Here is a 17,044-nt window from a genome sequence, read left to right on the forward strand (position 1 = left end):
CTTCTCCGACCGTCGGCGCTTCAGCGCTGGCTGACTACGCGGGCCAGCCGGTCATACCCAGCAACCGGTTGAAGATCGCTTCGCCGTCGTCGGAAATCCCGTCGTGGTGGAAGTCAGCTGTCTCCCATGCCTGTAAGCCTTGGACCGCGCGGGCTGTCCGCATGGACAGGTCATGGTCCACGTAGATGTCGTCCTGATAGACGGCAGCGGCCGCGGGGACAGTGTTGCGGGCGAGCTGGTCGGAGTCGTAGAGGCTGCCCCAATCCGCCTTTGCTGCGAGGAGGTCAGCGACGTCCCGCAGCGGAACCAGTGACGGGTCCTGATCGAAGTACCACCGATACACCATTTCGCCGGTCAGCAGCGGTTCCTCAGCCGTCGGGAGGAACTGGGGGTGCTCGGCCAACACCCGGTTGGCGGACCAGTCGGAAGCCTCGCCCTGGCAATAAATTGACTCGTGCAGTAGGGCGTAGAGGGGGTTGGATGACCGGCTGACCTGCGCCCAGACGGCGTCCAGGAACACCTGGGACAGCCGCTGACCATCGGCGGTACTCACGAAGGCGTCCTCGAGCAGGAAATGCAGGGCGTCTATCCGGGTGTTGCCACCAAGGAAGGATCCGATCATCTGCAGCCGTGCAACGGTGAGACGCTCACCGGTCGGTAGCCGCTCGTCGATTGCCTCGACGTGGTGTGCAATCCGGGTGAGGGTCGTCCGGTCCTCGGGATACTTGGCGAAGTATTCCCGGTTCCTGGCTTCGACGAGCCGATAGGTCGCGGAATAGACCTGATCCGGGGGGCCACTGAGTGGTGCCAGGCCACCGGTGATCAGCGCACGGTCCATGCCCTCGGGTGCGACAGAGAGGTACGTCAGGGTGCAGAAACCGCCAAAGCTCTGACCGAACACTGTCCAGGGCGCCCCGACGAGCTGGCGGCGGATCAGTTCGGCGTCAGCAACAATCGAGTCGGCCCTGAAGTGCGCGAGATACTCGGCCTGTGCGGCAGCGTCCCCGCGGAGGGGAAGGGTCGCGGCATCCGCTGGGGTGGAACGGCCGGTGCCCCGCTGATCCAGCATCAGAATTCTGAAGTGTCTGGCCGCAGCCTTCATCCAGCCGCCAAGCTGGGTGACCCTGCTGCCCCGGCCGCCGGGCCCACCTTGCAAAAACAGCAGCCATGGCAGGTCGGCAATGGCCTCGTCGTCGTACTCCAGCGAGCTGTACTCGCGGGCAAAGATGGTGATGGTTTCACCATCGGGCGTCCGATGGTCCAGGGGAACTGTGAAGTAATGGCCGGTGGTGCGTGCGCCGTACATCAGGTGGGTTGATTCGCGGCGGTGGGGGACGACGTCGGCGGCTGACTGGTCGCTCACGTAGCGGATCCGCTGGCCACTGCGGTGAGGGCGGGGCCGGTGAGGCGATAGGTGGTCCACTCGTCCTGGGGGAGGGCGCCGAGGCTGTCGTAGAAGTTGATTGAGGGTTCGTTCCAGTTCAGGACCGACCATTCCACCCGGGCGTAGCCCCGTTCCGCGGCGATGCGTGCAAGGTTCTGCAGGAGTGCTTTGCCGTGGCCTTCGCCCCGGGCTTCGGGGCGGACGTACAGGTCTTCCAGGTAGATCCCGTTGACACCCTCCCAGGTTGAGTAGTTCAGGAACCAGAGGGCAAAGCCCTGGATGACGCCGTCCGACTCGGCGACATGCGCGAACACGCTTGGCATGGGTCCAAAGAGGGCCTGATGCAGCTGTTCGGGAGTGTTCCTGACGGCGTCAGGTTCTTTCTCGTAGATGGCGAGGTCGTGGATGAGCTGGAGGATGGTGGCTACATCAGCCGGGCGGGCGTCGCGGATAGTCATGCACTCAACCCTATCTATTACATCCCCGGCGAGAGGGTAGCTGTGGCGGGTCTGGACGTGCCGGGGCCATCACAGCCAACCGCTCGGTGGCGAGTTTGAGAGTAGTCAGGCGAGTCCAGGGCTTACGAGGGCCGCTTTTGTGGGTGCCGAAAAAACTTCGAAAAAGTTTCTTCCGGGACCCCGTTTTCCCATCATACTGTCGGTGCTCGATGTTGGAATTGGGGTATGAAAAGCAGTGCAGCTTCTGCTCCCGGATCGGGAATCCCTTCCGAATCCGGCGCGAATTCCGCCTCGACCAGCGGGCCCGCGAACACGGCCACGGGTACTCCCGCCGGCGCTTCTGCCGGGTCTTCTGCTGGGTCTTCCGCTGGAACTCACGCCGGGGCTTCTGCTGGGTATGGTCCGGAGGGACCGCTAGGCGTGGACGCGGTGTGGACAGCACCCACTGTTGAACCTCACCCTGTTGACACTTCCTCTGTTGAACCGCCGGAGTCGGGGGCTGCGGGTTCGACCGATGCGGATGATGAGGCATCGGATTTTTGGGGAATGGCCTTCGTGCCCGGCGAGCGGGTGCGCTCCAGCGACGAACCTCCCGCCCTGACCGGCCAACTCGGGCTCGCCGCCCCGGCCGGCCTTGACTCGTCCCAGGTGGTAGATGCGTTGAATGACGTCGCCGAGGCGCGGTCATGGCTCGATGCCCAGGAAGCGAAACTGGTCACCCGAATCCTGGACCTGCAAACCGAGCAAACCCGTTGCGGCCGCGGGGCGTTCGGGTTCGAGAAAACCCTGGCCGCAGCCGAGATCGGCGCCACGTTGCACCTGCCGGAGCGGACCGCCGGGTTCCTGGTCGAACACAGCACCCTGCTGACCCGCCACTACCCGGCCACGTTGAACGCGTTAGAGGACGGCAGACTCTCACGCCGCCATGCCTGGGCCGTTGTCGAAGAAGCCACAGACATGCCCGACACCGACCCCGCTCTCGCCGCCGCCTATGAAACCAGGCTGATCGCGTTGGCCGGTCAGACCACCGTGACGAAGTTCTGCCGCCAGGCCCACCGGTTACGCGAAAAACTCCACCCCGAACCCATCAGTAGCCGGCACCGGAAAGCTCTCCGGGAACGCGAGGTGGTCCTGAACCCCGCCCACGACGGGATGGCCTGGCTCGCCGCGTACCTACCCACCGAACACGCGGCCGGGATTTTCCACCGGGTCGACACCGCAGCCCGGGCCTTGCAGGGCCCCGACGAGGCCAGGACTCTCACCCAGTTACGCGCCGATGTTCTGGTGGATGTCCTCACCAGTGCCGGACCCACCGGACACATGCATGAAGCACCCGACCCCGCTGACCCAGCTGCTGCCCCCGGCGCTGCCGCTGGGACCGACCCCGGATCCCGGACGAACACCAGCCCCAGTCAGCAGGGGGAGGCCAGCGTGTATTGGGGTGTGCAGGCGAAGGTGTTTGTCACCGTCCCGGTGATGACTCTCCTCGGTGGGGATGCCCCGGGTGAGTTGGAAGGTTACGGTCCGATTGATCCCGAGACGGCACGGAAGCTCGCCGGGCACGCACCATCGTTCACCAGGATCCTTACCCACCCCTTCACCGGGGCTAGGCTTGGCGCTGATGCGACCACGTATCGGGTCCCGCAGGACCTGAAGGATGCGGTCCGGGTCAGGGACGGGACGTGTCGGCATCCGGGATGTAACCGGTTGGCGGTGTTCTGCGAACTCGACCACACCACCCCCTGGTCCCAAGGAGGGACGACCAGCTACGGGAACTTGGCGGCCCTGTGTAAACGTCACCACATGTTCAAAACCGAAGGCTACTGGCACTACCAACAACCCGAGCCCGGGACGATCATCGCGATCTCGCCTGCCGGTGAAACCTACCTCACCACAGCCGACCCACCACCAGCACCACCAGCCGACATGCCCCCGCCCTTCTAGAAGCACCGCCCTTCTAGAAGCACCGCCCTGCTAGGCAGCAATCCCTTTTAGAAGCACCGCCCTGCTGGAATCACCATCTTTCCGGGAGAACCATATTTACAGCCAGCACCGCCGGACTAGGGCGCCCCGACGCTGGTCACGGTGACCACGGCTGTGCCGGCCTCATCGGAGGCGGCCAGGTCGATGACCGCATTGATACCCCAGTCATGGTTGCCGAACGGGTCCTTGAAGATCTGCCGGACCTTCCAGCTGCCGGGCACCTTCTCAATAATCAGCAGTGCGGGTCCGCGGGCCTCGGGCCCGTCGTCGATGTCCTCGTAGTCACCGAAGTAGCCGTCGAGGGCCTCCGTCCAGCGGTCCGCATCCCAACCGGAACCACCATCCAGCGCGCCAAGGGCGACATCGTCCTCGTCGGCGAAAAGTTTGACCCGCTGGAACATCTCGTTGCGGACCATTACGCGGAATGCCCGCTCGTTGGAGGTCACCGAATCGGGTTCCGGTGGCAGTTCGAGAGCGGTCCCGCTGTCGGCGCGGCCACCGGCGGCGAGCAGCTCCCATTCCTCCAGGAGGCTCGAATCGACCTGCCGGATCAGTTCGCCGAGCCACTCAATGATGTCGGTCAGATCCTCCCGCAGCGCCTCGGTAGGAACGGTCTGGCGTAATGCCTTATAGCAGTCGGCGAGATAGCGCAGCAGGATGCCCTCGGACCGGGTGAGCGAGTAGTAGGCAATGTACTCGCCGAAGTTCATGGCCCGCTCATACATATCCCGGACCACCGACTTGGGGGTCAGCTCGAAGTCGCCCAGCCAGGGCGCACCACTGCGGTAGACATCGAAGGCCTGGAACAGCAGTTCGGCCATCGGCTGCGGGTAGGTGACCTCCTCGAGGAGCGCCATCCGCTGGTCATAGTCGACCCCGTCGGCCTTCATGGCGCCAATCGCCTCGCCGCGCGCCTTTTTCTCCTGGGCGTTGAGGACCTGGCGGGGCTTTTCGAGGGTCGCTTCGATCACCGAGACGACGTCGAGCGCGTAGGTGGGGCTTTCGGGGTCCAGCAGTTCCAGGCTGGCCAGCGCGAAGGGGGAGAGCGGCTGGTTGAGGGCGAAGTTGGCCTGCAGGTGGACCTTCAGCCGGATGGTCCGGCCGTCGGCATCGGGCTCGGGGAGCCGCTCGACAATTCCAGCGGTGACCAGCGACCGGTAAATGCCAATGGCTTTACGGGTCAGCTGCAACTGGGAAGCCCGGGTCTCATGGTTTTCGTTGAGCAGACGTTGCGCCGCGGAGAACGGATTGCCGGGTCGTTCCAACAGGTTCAGGAGCATCGAGTGGCTGACGGCGAAACTCGACGTGAGCGCTTCGGGCGTGCCGGCGGCGAGCCGCTCGTAGGTTGGCTTACCCCACGACACAAACCCGGTGGGTGGTTTCTTCCTGACCACCTGGCGGAGCTTTTTCTGATCGTCGCCGAACTTCCCGACGGCCTTCGCCATGGCCCTCGTGTTCTCAACCACATGATCAGGTGCCTGCACGACGACGGTCCCCGCCGTGTCATAACCGGCCCGTCCCGCCCGGCCCGCGATCTGGTGGAACTCGCGGGCGTTGAGCAGCCGGGTGCGGACGCCGTCGTACTTGCTCAGTGCGGTCAGGAGCACCGTGCGGATGGGGACGTTGATCCCGACGCCGAGGGTGTCGGTGCCGCAGATGACCTTAAGTAGTCCCGCCTGCGCGAGCTGCTCCACCAGCCGACGGTACTTGGGGAGCATCCCGGCGTGGTGGACGCCGATGCCGTGCCGGACCAGTCGGTTGAGTGTCTTGCCGAACCCGGAGGAGAACCGGAAGGTCGCGATCAGGTCGGCGATCCTGTCCTTCTCCTCCCGGGAGCAGACGTTCACGCTCATCAGGTTCTGGGCGCGTTCAATCGCTTCGGCCTGGCTGAAGTGCACCACGTACACCGGCGCCTGCCGGGTACTGAGGAGTTCTTCCAGCGATTCCTGAACGGTGGTCTCTACGTAGTAGAAGTGCAGCGGGATGGGCCGTTCGGCGCTGCTGATCGTGGTGGTCGTGCGGCCGGTGCGCTCGGTCAGCTCCTCCTCGAAACGGGTCATATCGCCGAGGGTCGCTGACATCAGGAGGAACTGGGCCTGGGGGAGTTCAAGGAGGGGAACCTGCCACGCCCAGCCGCGCTGCGGGTCGGAGTAGAAGTGGAACTCGTCCATGATGACGGTGCCGACGTCGGCCAGCGCACCTTCACGAAGCGCGATGTTCGCCAGGATTTCTGCTGTGCAGCAGATGATCGGTGCGTCCTGGTTGACCCCTGAATCACCGGTGATCATCCCGACATTCTCGGCACCGAAGGTCTCGCAGAGGGCGAAAAACTTCTCGGACACCAGAGCCTTGATCGGAGCCGTGTAGTAGCTGCGTTTCCCGCGGGCGATCGCATCGAAATGGGCTGCGACCGCCACCAGCGACTTCCCCGATCCGGTGGGCGTCGCGAGGATCACGTTGTTCCCGGAGACCAGCTCCAGCACAGCTTCATCCTGCGCCGGATACAGGCTCATTCCCTCGCTGGTCGTCCACTCGAGGAAGGCGCCGTAAACGTCGTCGGGCTGATCCGTGCCTGCGGGGAGGTGTTCCTGAATTCTCATAGGACTCCAGCCTATCCGTAGCTGCCTCACCGCCGGATACGCTGGAGCAATGCGATGGGATCCCACCCAGTATTCTCTGTTCTCTGACCACCGGGGCAGGCCGTTCCTCGATCTGGTCGGTCGGGTCGACCATGCGGCGCCTCGCGTCGTCGTCGATCTCGGGTGCGGGCCGGGGGACCTCACCCGGCTGCTGGCCGAACGCTGGCCCGACGCCGGGGTGCTGGGCATCGACTCATCCGCCGACATGGTGCAGCGCGCCAATGACCAAGCCGACCCGCCGCCGAACCTGCGGTTCGAGACTGGTGATATCCGAGACTTCTCACCCGCAGACGACGTCGACGTCGTCGTCACCAACGCCGTCCTGCAGTGGGTGCCGGGTCAGGCCGAGCTGGTGCAGAAGTGGGCACGGGTGCTTCGTCCAGGTGCCTGGCTGGCCCTGCAGGTTCCTGGCAACTTCGGATCCCCGGCACACACGCTGCTGCGCGAACTGGCCGGATCGAACGCCTGGCGGGACAAGCTCGGGGGAGTGCTGAGGCATACCGATGTCGTGTCGGAGCCGGAGGAGTACCTGCGGATGCTCAGCGAGGCGGGCATGACCGCCGACGTCTGGGAGACCACCTACCAGCACGTCCTCACGGGACCCGATCCGGTGCTGCAATGGCTGAAGGGCACCGGATTGCGCCCCGTACTGAATGCGCTGTCCGACGACGACGGCGCGGCCTTCGTCGAACAGTATGCTGCCCTGCTGCGCGGAGCCTACCCCGAGGAACCTTGGGGGACAGTCTTCGGCTTCCGCCGGATCTTCGCCGTCGGCGTCAAGACCGGGCGAAGTAGGAGCAAGGACCCCGCGGGATAGTTCCCGCCAGCCCTGAGCCGGGGGCCAGTTAACGCACCTGCACACAGGTGGACGGGAAGGTGGGTTCCGACGGCGGTGAGCCCGCCGGACGGCCGGTTTTACCAGCCGCGGGCGCGCCATTCCTCAAGCTGCGGGCGTTCAGCCCCGACGGTGGTGCCCTTCCCATGGCCGGGATGCACGACGGTGTCGTCAGGCAGATAGTCGAAGATCCGCTCGGACACGTCGTTAAGCAACGACTCAAACCGGGCGGCGTCGCCCTGGGTGTTCCCGATGCCGCCGGGGAACAGCGAATCCCCCGTGAACAGGTGTGCCGGGCCGTGCGGGTCGCGGTACAACAGGGCAACGCTCCCCGGTGTGTGTCCGCGCAACTTGATGGTTTCGAGGTCGAAGCCCTCGAAAGTGGCAATATCCCCATGCTCCAGCCGAACATCCGCAGGCACCGCTATGTCGGTGACGTCTTCCGTGCCGGCCGCAGTGCGCGCTCCCGTCTGCCCGACGACGTCAGCCAGCGCCCGAACATGGTCCCAGTGCGAATGGGTGGTGACGATCAGCGCCAGTTTCGGCTCAGCCGTGGTGTCTGCGGCGCCCTCGGCAAGGAGCGCCATGATGGCGGGAGCGTCATCGGCGGCGTCAATCAGCACCTGTGCGCCCGTGGCCTTCGAGGTGAGCAGGTAGACGTTGTTGTCCATCTCGCTGACCGAGATCGAGCGGATGGTCAGATTCTGAAGAGTAAGCATGAACCCAGTCTAGGCACGCCGGTAAATGGGCAAGACTTTCGGGGCACAGGGGTGCATGGAACAATATGGGCATCAGCGGTCCGCCCGGGAAATGGCCGGACAACAGTGACGAGTGACAGAGACCGGAAAGGCCATAGTGAATCCAGGCGCAACAGGCAGCTCCGATGTCACCAGTTGGCTCCGCATTGACCAGGCAAGCTCTGTGCCACCCTACGAACAACTCCGCGTGCAGATCCTCGACGCCGCGAACAACGGATCCCTTCCCGTCGGGACCCGCCTGCCACCCGTGCGCACCCTCGCCGGCCACCTCGGAGTAGCAGTCAACACCGTTGCCAGGGCGTATCGGGAACTGGAGCAGGCCAACATTGTGGTCACCCGGTCGCGGGCAGGAACCGTTGTCGCGGCGGCAGGAGATGAAGCACGGCAACGGGCGGCCGCAGCCGCCGACAAATACGCGGATGTGATCAAGGCCAACGGCCTCACCGAGGACGAGGCCGTTGCCTATTTGCGGGCCGCTCTGCGCCGTCGGTGAACATCGGGGGCCAACGCGCCGACGACACGCTGAAAACCAGCCGATCGAATATGTATTCGAACACGGTTTCAATTAGAGTGAAAGGGTGTCTATTGCAACTTCGCTCGAATCTGAGTTTTCCGATCCCAAAATGTCGCAGGATCTTTCGCGTCTGATCGTCAAGGGAGCACGCGAGCACAACCTGCGCAACGTTGACCTCGACCTGCCGCGTGACGCGATGATCGTCTTCACCGGTCTCTCAGGGTCGGGGAAGTCATCCCTCGCGTTCGACACGATCTTCGCGGAAGGTCAGCGTCGCTACGTCGAGTCCCTGTCGGCCTACGCCAGGCAGTTCCTGGGTCAGGTGGACAAGCCTGACGTGGACTTTATTGAGGGTCTGTCGCCAGCGGTGTCCATCGACCAGAAGTCGACCAACAAGAACCCCCGGTCAACAGTTGGCACCATCACCGAGATTTACGACTACATGCGCCTCCTCTGGGCCCGCGTGGGACGCCCCCACTGCCCCACCTGTGGCGAACCGGTCGCCAAGCAGACCCCGCAGCAGATCGTCGACCAGTTGCTTGAACTCGAAGAGGGCACCCGATTCCAGATCCTCGCCCCCGTGGTGCGAGGCCGCAAGGGAGAGTTCGTCGACCTGTTCCAGGAGTTGACGGCCAAAGGCTACGCCCGCGCCCGTGTCGACGGCGACGTCGTCCAGCTGTCCGATCCACCCAAGCTCGGCAAACAGTACAAACACACCATCGAAGTGATTGTCGACCGGCTGGTGGTCAAGGACGGCATCAGTCAACGGCTCACCGACTCGGTGGAGACGGCGCTCAAGCTGGCCGACGGCCGGGTCCTCGCCGATTTCGTTGATCTGCCCGAAATAGACAGCAAACGCGTCAGGGCGTTCTCCGAGCACCTGGCCTGCCCCAATGAGCACCCCCTGGCCATCGATGAGATCGAGCCACGCTCGTTCTCCTTCAACAACCCCTTCGGCGCGTGCCCCGTCTGCACCGGGATCGGCACCAAGCTTGAGGTTGACGAAGAGCTGGTCGTCCCCAACCCGGACCTGAGTCTGGCGGAAGGCGCCATCGCCCCCTGGTCGCTGGGCACCGCAACCCTCGAGTACTGGACCCGGCTGCTTGAAGGTCTCTCGAAAGAGCTGAACTTCAAGATGGACGTACCCTGGCACAAGTTGCCGGACCGCGCCCGGGAAGCAGCCCTGTACGGCAAGGATCACAAGGTGGTGGTGCAGTACAAGAACAGGTTCGGCCGGGAGCGCAAGTACAGCACCGGCTTCGAAGGCGCTGTGCAGTACATCCACCGCAAGCATCTCGAAACCGAGTCCGACCACGCACGCGACCGCTACGAGGAGTACATGCGGCAGATCCCGTGCCCCGCGTGTGGCGGAGCACGGCTGAACCCGGCCTCACTCTCGGTCCTAATCAATGGCAAATCCATTGCGTCGGTCGCAGCCATGCCAATGCGCGACTGCAGCGACTTCCTCAACAACCTGGTGCTCACCGGCCGTGAAGCCCAGATTGCCAGCCAGGTCCTCAAGGAAATCCAGGCCCGGCTGCAGTTCCTGCTCGACGTCGGACTCGAGTACCTGAACCTCGAACGCGCCTCCGGGACCCTGTCCGGCGGAGAGGCACAGCGCATCCGGCTGGCAACCCAGATCGGTTCAGGACTTGTGGGCGTACTCTACGTTCTCGATGAACCGTCAATCGGGCTGCATCAGCGCGACAACCGGCGGCTGATCGAGACGCTCGCCCGCCTCCGTAACCTCGGCAATACCCTGATCGTCGTCGAGCATGACGAGGACACCATCCAGGAAGCCGACTGGATTGTTGACATCGGCCCCGGTGCCGGCGAGCACGGCGGCGAGGTGGTCCACTCCGGTCTGCTTGAAGACCTCCTCACCAATGAGCGTTCCATCACCGGTGACTACCTCTCCGGTCGGCGGAAGATCGAGATCCCGAAGAAGCGCCGCAAGATCGACAAGTCCCGGCAGCTCAAGGTGGTTGGTGCACGCGAACATAACCTGACGTCCTTCGACATTGCCTTCCCGCTGGGCGTCCTCACCGCGGTCACGGGTGTCAGCGGGTCAGGGAAGTCCACCCTGGTCAACGAGATCCTCTACAAGGTGCTGGCCAACAAGCTCAACGGCGCCAAGCAGGTTGCCGGCCGGCACAAGCGGATCGATGGCCTCGAGCACCTCGACAAAGTGGTCCACGTCGACCAGAGCCCGATCGGCCGGACACCCCGCTCCAACCCTGCCACCTACACCGGTGTCTTCGACAACATCCGGAAGCTGTTTGCCGAGACCACCGAGGCGAAGGTCCGGGGCTACCTCCCCGGCCGGTTCTCATTCAACGTGAAGGGCGGCCGCTGCGAAGCCTGCTCCGGCGACGGCACCCTGAAGATTGAAATGAACTTCCTCCCGGACGTATACGTGCCGTGCGAGGTATGTCACGGTCAGCGCTACAACCGGGAAACGCTCGAAGTCCACTACAAGGGCAAGACCATCGCCGATGTGCTGAACATGCCGATCGAAGAGGGCGCCGAATTCTTCGCTGCGTTCAGCCCGATCGCGCGTCACCTCAACACGCTCGTCGAAGTGGGTCTTGGCTATGTGCGGCTCGGACAGCCGGCCACCACCTTGTCCGGCGGTGAAGCACAGCGCGTGAAGCTGGCCAGCGAACTGCAGAAGCGGTCCAATGGTCGCAGTATCTACGTTTTGGACGAGCCGACCACAGGTCTGCACTTTGAAGACATCCGGAAGCTGCTGCTCGTCCTGCAGGGGCTGGTGGACAAGGGCAACACGGTAATCACCATCGAACACAACCTGGATGTGATCAAGAGCGCCGATTGGGTCATCGACCTCGGGCCCGACGGCGGTTCGGGCGGCGGACAGATCATCGCCACCGGAACGCCGGAGCAGGTGGCCAAGTCGACCACCAGCTACACGGGCACGTTCCTCGCCGAGACACTCGGACGATAGACAGCATCCAACATATTCCGTGGGAGGAATGCAGTTTTCTGCTGGGCACCGGCTGTGGGAAACTTGGCCGGTGATGAACTACCGCCTGCTCGTGCTCTTTGACCTGGATGGAACTCTCGTCGACCCCGCAGGCGCCATCACCGGAGGGATCATCGGGTCCCTGGAAGCCCACGGACTGCCTCGGCCGTCCGAAGACATGCTGCGGAAGATGGTTGGTCCGCCGCTCGTGACGTCCCTGCGGGAGATCGCCGGGGTAAGCGAGGGCCAACTGGCATCGGTGATCGCGCACTACCGGGAGGGCTATCGTACCCGGGGGATGGCCGCCAGCCGGCCCTACCCCGGCGTGGTCGGTGTGGTGGAGACGCTGCGCGCGGCGGGCCATCTGGTCGCCGTGGCGACCCAGAAGCCGCAGGGCCTCGCCCAGGAGCTCCTTGGCGTCCAACAGTTGGCCGGCCTGTTCCACTCCGTGCATGGGTCTCCCGATGAGGAACAGTCACCCGGTCCCGACGGCAAGACTCCAATCATCGCCGCAGCCCTGGCCCGGCATGAGGGCAGGTACGACGACGCCATCATGATCGGCGACCGGTCCCACGACATCTCCGGAGCGGTGGCCAATGGGTTGGACTGTATTCCGGTGACCTGGGGGTTCGGGTCAGTCGAGGAGTTCAGCGTGGTGGGCGCCACCACGCCAGCCACCACCGCCGACGCGCTGCTGGAACTGATCCTGAAAAGGGTGCCGCAGGGGGTGGGGCATGGGAATCTATGACCTCACCCGGAGCAGCACCCGCGGACTGATCGCCGGGCTCTGCCGGCCAACCGTCGAGGGGCTGGACCAGGTGCCTGCCGCTGGGCCACTGATCGTCGCGGCCAACCACCTGTCCTTCCTGGACAGCGTGCTGATCCAGGCACTCATGCCCCGCCCGGTCGCCTTCTTCGCCAAGGCCGAATACTTCACTGGCCGCGGGATCAAAGGCAAAGCCATGCGGTCCTTCTTCGAAGGAGTCGGCTCCATCCCGGTAGAGCGCGGGCAGCAAGCCGCAAGTGTCCAGGCGCTGAAAACCCTCCACGAACTACTGGAAGGCGGCAACGGGATCGGCATCTACCCGGAGGGAACCCGGTCCCGGGACGGGCTGCTTTACCGTGGGCGCACCGGTGTCGGCTGGCTTGCGCTCACCACCGGCGCGCCGGTGCTACCCCTCGGGTTGATCGGCACCGAGAATCTGCAGCCAGCAGGCCAGAAACGCATCAAACCCCAACACTTCACCATGAAGATCGGCACGCCCCTGTACTTCGAGAAAACCGGACCTGGACACTCACTGCCCGCACGCCGACAGGTCACCGACACCATCATGGACTCGATCGCGGCGCTCAGCGGTCAGCAGCGCTCCACCAGCTACAACCAGAGTCCGGTGCTTGAATAATGGCCGATCCCCGCAGCTACCGGCCCCAAACCGGTGAAATCCCGGTCGACCCGGGTGTCTACCGGTTCAGGGACGAACATTCCCGGGTGGTCTATGTTGGCAAAGCCAAAAACCTCCGCTCCAGGCTGAACTCCTACTTCGCCAACCCGCAGGGCCTGCTGCCCCGGACCCGGGCGATGGTGTTCACTGCCGCGAGTGTGGAATGGACCGTCGTCGGCAGCGAGCTCGAAGCGCTCCAGCTTGAGTACACCTGGATCAAAGAGTTCAACCCCCGGTTCAACGTCATGTTCCGCGACGACAAGTCCTATCCCTACCTCGCCGTCACGATGGGGGAGAAGTATCCCCGGGTCCAGGTGATGCGTGGCGACCGCAGGAAGGACACCAGATATTTCGGACCCTTCTACCCGGCCAAGGCAATCCGGGAAACCGTTGACACCCTCCTGCGCGTCTTTCCGGTCCGTACCTGCAGCAGCGGCGTGTTCAAGCGTGCCGAACGCACCGGCCGTCCCTGTCTTCTCGGGTACATTGACAAGTGCTCGGCCCCCTGCGTCGGCCGGATCAGTCCCGAGGAGCACCGCGACCTCGCGGCACAGTTCTGTGACTTCATGGGCGGCCAGGCCACCCGGTTCATCGTGGACCTGGAAAAGCGGATGGCCGCCGCCGTCGCCGAGCTCGATTACGAATCCGCAGCACGGACCCGGGACGACATTGCCGCCCTGAAACGGGTGTTCGAGCGCAACACCGTGGTCCTGTCCGAGGACACCGACGCCGACATTTTCGCTCTGAAGGAAGACGAGCTGGAGGCCGCCGTCCAGGTGTTCCACGTCCGCGGTGGCCGGATCCGCGGCCAGCGCGGCTGGATGGTGGAGAAGGTCGAGGACATGGGCACCGCCGATCTGGTGGAGCACCTGCTGCAGCAGGTCTACGGCGACGGCAGCAGCAGCAACAACCAGATCCCCCGCGAAGTGCTCGTCCCCGAGCTGCCCAGCAACGCCGACGAGATGTCCGTCTGGCTCGCCGGCCTCCGCGGCGCCCGGGTGGACCTGCGGGTTCCCCGCCGCGGCGACAAGGCAACCCTGCTCGGCACCGTCGAACAAAATGCTGCCGACGCCCTCCGACTCCACAAGAGCCGGCGGGCAGGTGACCTCACCACCCGCTCCGCGGCCCTTCAGGAACTACAGGAGGCCCTCGACCTGCCGCAACCCCTGATGCGGATCGAATGTTTCGACATATCCCACGTCCAGGGCACCAACGTGGTCGCGTCGATGGTCGTCGTCGAGGACGGGCTGCCCCGCAAGGCCGACTACCGCAGGTTCTCCATCACCGGCGACGCCGCCCGCGACGACACTGCCTCGATGTACGACGTGATCCAGCGCCGCTTCCGCAACTACCTCGCCGAGAAGACCGGTCCGGTGCCGCAGGGCATGAACTCCGAGGACGACGGCAGCGGCAACAACAGCAACAACAACGACGGCGTCAACGCTGGCGACAACGCCGGCAACAACAGTGGCAGCGCCACCGTGCCACGCGCCGACACCACCACTGCCACGACGAGGCAGAAATTCGCCTACCCACCGAACCTGGTGGTGGTCGACGGTGGCCAGCCGCAGGTCCACGCGGCCGCCCGTGCGTTGAAAGACTTGGGCATCGACGACGTCTTCGTGATCGGGTTGGCTAAACGCCTTGAAGAGGTCTGGCTGCCCGACAGCGACTTCCCGGTGATCCTGCCGCGCGCCTCGGAGGGCCTGTTCCTGCTGCAGCGCATCCGGGACGAGGCGCACCGATTCGCTATCGCCTTCCACCGGCAAAAGCGGGGCAAATCGATGACCGCCTCAGCACTCGACTCGGTTCCCGGCCTTGGTCCGTCGAAGAAAAAATCGCTGCTGGCGCACTTCGGGTCGGTCAAAAAAATTCGTGCCGCCTCCCTTGCAGAGCTGCAGGAGGTGCCGGGAGTGGGGCCGTCCCTTGCCGAAACATTGCAGCGTACTCTTGCGCTGGCCGCCACCGACGGCTCGACGGCGGCAGTCGCACCAGCGGTAAATATGGCCACCGGCGAAATCCTCGATTCTTAGCTAGGGTAGAGGGTGGGGAAGACCTGTTTGAGCCATGATTAACAGCCAGGATGGAAACACGCAATGACTGAGGGCGCCGACAGCCTTACTCCGATCAAGCCTGACGAATCGGAGCTGCTGGTGGTGACCGGAATGTCCGGCGCTGGCAGGAGCACCGCCGCCAACGCGCTGGAGGATCACGGTTGGTATGTGGTGGAAAATCTTCCCCCACAGATGCTGAGCACCCTGACCGACCTGGTCGCGCGGATGCCGCAATCCATTCCCAAGCTCGCCGTCGTCGTCGACGTCCGCAGCCAGGAGCTGTTCCATGACATTCGCGGCTCCCTCGAGGCGCTGCGCATCTCGGGAGTCAACTACCGGGTCCTCTTTCTTGACGCTGCCGATGACACACTGGTCCGCCGGTTCGAGCAGGGGCGCCGGCCCCACCCTCTCCAGGACGAGGGGCGGATCCTCGACGGGATTGCCGCCGAACGTGAGGTGCTCAAGCAGCTCCGGGAGGCATCCGACCTGGTGGTTGACACGTCGGAACTGAACGTGCATGCCCTCGCCACCACGATCACCGAACTTTTCTCCGAGTCCGGCCCAATCGTCCTGCGGATCAATGTGATGAGTTTCGGCTTCAAATACGGGCTGCCCGTCGACGCGAACTACGTGGCCGATGTGAGGTTCATTCCGAACCCGCACTGGGTGCCGGCGCTCAGGCCCCAGACCGGGCTCGACCAGCCTGTGAGCGATTATGTACTGGGTGCCACCGGTGCAGCGGACTTCGTGGACCGGTTTGTCCACGCCCTCGAACCCGTGCTTGAGGGCTACCGGCGCGAGAATAAGCACTACGCCACCATCGCCATCGGCTGCACCGGTGGAAAACACCGGTCGGTGGCCGTGACCGAAGAGATCGCGAAGCGGCTGGCGCAACAGCCCCGGCTGCAGGTCACAGCCCACCACCGCGATCTGGGTAGGGAATAGTGGCGCTGCTCACCGGGTCGCTTCCCATGCTGCCGGCAGCGGCCGCCAACCGACGCGGGTCGGGTCCGCAGGACAACGCGCCCTCGGTGGTTGCCCTCGGCGGCGGCCATGGACTGTCGTCGTCGCTCTCGGCGCTCCGCCTGCTCACCTCGGAACTCACCGCGGTGGTCACAGTGGCCGACGACGGCGGCTCCTCCGGCAAGCTGCGCGAGGAACTGGGGGTGCTGCCGCCCGGTGATCTCCGGATGGCACTGGCCGCCCTCTGCGATGACACCGACTGGGGCCGAACCTGGCGGGACGTCATGCAGCACCGGTTCACCTCCAAGCACGGCGCCGATGGATCCCTCGACAACCATGCCCTGGGCAACCTGTTGATCGTCACCCTGTGGGAACTCCTCGGGGACCCAGTGGCGGGCCTGCAATGGGCTGGTGCACTCCTCGGGGCCCGGGGGCGGGTCTTGCCGATGGCGAGCGTGCCGCTGACCATCGAAGGCGATGTGCTCTCGGAGGTGGACGGTTCACTGCGGTTGCGCACCGTCAGCGGCCAGTCCCAGCTGGCAGTGGCGGGCAGCGCCGGAAACGTCAACAATGTCCGGTTGCTCCCTGCCGGTGCGCCAGCCTGCGTTGACGCGCTCACCGCGGTCGAACTGGCCGACTGGGTAATTCTCGGGCCCGGCTCCTGGTACACCTCCGTCCTCCCACACCTGCTCCTGCCCGAACTCCGGGAAGCCCTGTGCAGCACCACCGCCAAGCGGTGCCTGACCATGAATCTCAGCAATGAGACGAAGGAAACCGTCGGCATGTCAGCGGTGGACCACCTTGAGGTCATCAGGCGGTACGCCCCCGAGTTCACGGTCGACGTTGTCATCGCCGACCCGACGGTCATTGGCAACCGCGACGAGTTCGTGGCCGCCGTCGCAGAGATGGGAGGCCGCGCAGTGTTGGGTAAGGTAGGTTCTTCAACGGGCAAACCTGTTCATGATCCCCTGCGTCTCGCGACTGCGTTTCATGACATGTTTGGTGAAAACTAATCGATCTGAGGTTGTATT

General features: G+C 64.4%; 13 protein-coding genes. 9 read left to right on the forward strand and 4 right to left on the reverse strand.

Features of this window, described 5'->3' with window-relative positions; translation table 11 throughout:
- Positions 1–34: 34 nt before the first annotated feature.
- Together ACX80Z_RS11105 and ACX80Z_RS11110 are read right to left on the reverse strand one after the other, a co-directional pair.
- Complete coding sequence (locus ACX80Z_RS11105; RefSeq protein ID WP_459315921.1) at positions 35–1,363, reverse strand: alpha/beta fold hydrolase; 1,329 nt, start codon at positions 1,361–1,363, stop codon at positions 35–37.
- Entirely contained in the window at positions 1,360–1,842 is a 483-nt protein-coding gene (locus tag ACX80Z_RS11110; protein ID WP_024475596.1) for a GNAT family N-acetyltransferase, read from the reverse strand. The genes ACX80Z_RS11105 and ACX80Z_RS11110 overlap by 4 nt, the downstream gene beginning before the upstream one ends.
- Before the next feature lie 546 nt (positions 1,843–2,388).
- On the opposite strand from ACX80Z_RS11110, the gene ACX80Z_RS11115 reads away from it, so the two are divergent.
- Positions 2,389–3,786: an HNH endonuclease signature motif containing protein gene (locus ACX80Z_RS11115; protein ID WP_459315922.1), complete on the forward strand. Its 1,398-nt coding sequence runs from the start codon at positions 2,389–2,391 to the stop codon at positions 3,784–3,786.
- Positions 3,787–3,902: 116 nt separating this feature from the next.
- On the opposite strand, the gene ACX80Z_RS11120 is transcribed toward ACX80Z_RS11115, so the two are convergent.
- Positions 3,903–6,425 (reverse strand): DEAD/DEAH box helicase, encoded by a 2,523-nt coding sequence (locus ACX80Z_RS11120; RefSeq protein WP_459315923.1) that lies wholly within the window; start codon positions 6,423–6,425, stop codon positions 3,903–3,905.
- Between the two features lie 49 nt (positions 6,426–6,474).
- On the opposite strand from ACX80Z_RS11120, the gene ACX80Z_RS11125 reads away from it, so the two are divergent.
- On the forward strand, positions 6,475–7,281 hold the full coding sequence (locus tag ACX80Z_RS11125) for a trans-aconitate 2-methyltransferase (protein WP_459315924.1): 807 nt from the start codon (positions 6,475–6,477) through the stop codon (positions 7,279–7,281).
- 98 nt (positions 7,282–7,379) lie between these two features.
- On the opposite strand, the gene ACX80Z_RS11130 is transcribed toward ACX80Z_RS11125, so the two are convergent.
- Positions 7,380–8,018: an MBL fold metallo-hydrolase gene (locus ACX80Z_RS11130; RefSeq protein WP_459315925.1), complete on the reverse strand. Its 639-nt coding sequence runs from the start codon at positions 8,016–8,018 to the stop codon at positions 7,380–7,382.
- A 136-nt stretch (positions 8,019–8,154) separates the two neighbouring features.
- Between ACX80Z_RS11130 and ACX80Z_RS11135 the strand changes: the two genes are divergently transcribed.
- From ACX80Z_RS11135 to ACX80Z_RS11165, 7 genes are all read left to right on the forward strand, one after another.
- A complete protein-coding gene (locus ACX80Z_RS11135) occupies positions 8,155–8,550 on the forward strand; it encodes a GntR family transcriptional regulator (RefSeq protein WP_019483782.1) in 396 nt (131 codons plus the stop codon).
- Between the two features lie 130 nt (positions 8,551–8,680).
- Positions 8,681–11,536 (forward strand): excinuclease ABC subunit UvrA, encoded by a 2,856-nt coding sequence (uvrA, locus tag ACX80Z_RS11140; protein ID WP_459315961.1) that lies wholly within the window; start codon positions 8,681–8,683, stop codon positions 11,534–11,536.
- 28 nt (positions 11,537–11,564) lie between these two features.
- Complete coding sequence (locus ACX80Z_RS11145) at positions 11,565–12,302, forward strand: HAD hydrolase-like protein (RefSeq protein WP_459315926.1); 738 nt, start codon at positions 11,565–11,567, stop codon at positions 12,300–12,302.
- Positions 12,289–12,957, forward strand: a complete 669-nt coding sequence (locus tag ACX80Z_RS11150) for a lysophospholipid acyltransferase family protein (protein WP_459315927.1) — start codon at positions 12,289–12,291, stop codon at positions 12,955–12,957. Before ACX80Z_RS11145 ends, ACX80Z_RS11150 begins: the two co-directional genes overlap by 14 nt.
- The gene (uvrC, locus tag ACX80Z_RS11155; protein ID WP_459315928.1) at positions 12,957–15,029 is read left to right on the forward strand and encodes an excinuclease ABC subunit UvrC; all 2,073 of its coding nucleotides are present in this window, start codon (positions 12,957–12,959) and stop codon (positions 15,027–15,029) included. The genes ACX80Z_RS11150 and uvrC overlap by 1 nt, the downstream gene beginning before the upstream one ends.
- A 63-nt stretch (positions 15,030–15,092) precedes the next feature.
- Positions 15,093–15,995, forward strand: a complete 903-nt coding sequence (gene rapZ, locus ACX80Z_RS11160; RefSeq protein ID WP_459315929.1) for an RNase adapter RapZ — start codon at positions 15,093–15,095, stop codon at positions 15,993–15,995.
- A complete protein-coding gene (locus tag ACX80Z_RS11165; protein ID WP_019483788.1) occupies positions 15,995–17,026 on the forward strand; it encodes a gluconeogenesis factor YvcK family protein in 1,032 nt (343 codons plus the stop codon). The genes rapZ and ACX80Z_RS11165 overlap by 1 nt, the downstream gene beginning before the upstream one ends.
- Positions 17,027–17,044: the final 18 nt, after the last annotated feature.

This window comes from Arthrobacter sp. TMT4-20 (assembly GCF_054510775.1).

What these genes read in the sequence shown, in the direction of transcription:
- ACX80Z_RS11110 (WP_024475596.1), bottom strand. Translation starts at nt 1,842, where the DNA reads ATGACTATCCGCGACGCCCGCCCGGCTGATGTAGCCACCATCCTCCAG.
- ACX80Z_RS11115 (WP_459315922.1), top strand. Translation starts at nt 2,389, where the DNA reads ATGGCCTTCGTGCCCGGCGAGCGGGTGCGCTCCAGCGACGAACCTCCC.
- ACX80Z_RS11120 (WP_459315923.1), bottom strand. Translation starts at nt 6,425, where the DNA reads ATGAGAATTCAGGAACACCTCCCCGCAGGCACGGATCAGCCCGACGAC.
- ACX80Z_RS11125 (WP_459315924.1), top strand. Translation starts at nt 6,475, where the DNA reads ATGCGATGGGATCCCACCCAGTATTCTCTGTTCTCTGACCACCGGGGC.
- ACX80Z_RS11130 (WP_459315925.1), bottom strand. Translation starts at nt 8,018, where the DNA reads ATGCTTACTCTTCAGAATCTGACCATCCGCTCGATCTCGGTCAGCGAG.
- uvrA (WP_459315961.1), top strand. Translation starts at nt 8,681, where the DNA reads ATGTCGCAGGATCTTTCGCGTCTGATCGTCAAGGGAGCACGCGAGCAC.
- ACX80Z_RS11145 (WP_459315926.1), top strand. Translation starts at nt 11,565, where the DNA reads ATGCAGTTTTCTGCTGGGCACCGGCTGTGGGAAACTTGGCCGGTGATG.
- ACX80Z_RS11150 (WP_459315927.1), top strand. Translation starts at nt 12,289, where the DNA reads ATGGGAATCTATGACCTCACCCGGAGCAGCACCCGCGGACTGATCGCC.
- uvrC (WP_459315928.1), top strand. Translation starts at nt 12,957, where the DNA reads ATGGCCGATCCCCGCAGCTACCGGCCCCAAACCGGTGAAATCCCGGTC.
- rapZ (WP_459315929.1), top strand. Translation starts at nt 15,093, where the DNA reads ATGACTGAGGGCGCCGACAGCCTTACTCCGATCAAGCCTGACGAATCG.